The sequence below is a fragment of the Vogesella mureinivorans genome, from assembly GCF_007644035.1.
Lineage (GTDB): Bacteria > Pseudomonadota > Gammaproteobacteria > Burkholderiales > Chromobacteriaceae > Vogesella > Vogesella mureinivorans.
In genome coordinates this window covers 1-257 of the sequence record NZ_VMTV02000339.1, presented here as the reverse complement: position 1 = coordinate 257, position 257 = coordinate 1, and the positions used below count along the sequence as shown (strand labels likewise).

Below are 257 nucleotides of genomic sequence, written 5' to 3'. Positions count from 1 at the left end.
CCAAAACCCCTCTGAGCCATATCCGCAATTTCTCGATCGTCGCCCATATCGACCACGGGAAATCCACGCTTGCCGACCGCCTCATCCAGATGACGGGCGCGCTGGGCGAGCGCGAGATGAAGGAGCAGGTGCTCGATTCAATGGATATCGAGCGCGAACGCGGCATCACCATCAAGGCGCAGACCGTCCGGCTCGAATATGATCACACCGATGGGGAGCACTATGTGCTCAATCTCATCGACACGCCGGGGCACGTC

Annotated in this window: 1 protein-coding gene; it reads left to right on the top strand. The window is 59.5% G+C overall.

The genetic code is table 11. The features are described from left to right. Positions 1-11 precede the first annotated feature (11 nt). A partial coding sequence (locus tag FLQ44_RS10160) for a GTP-binding protein (protein WP_240801243.1) occupies positions 12-257 on the top strand: 246 nt, incomplete at its 3' end.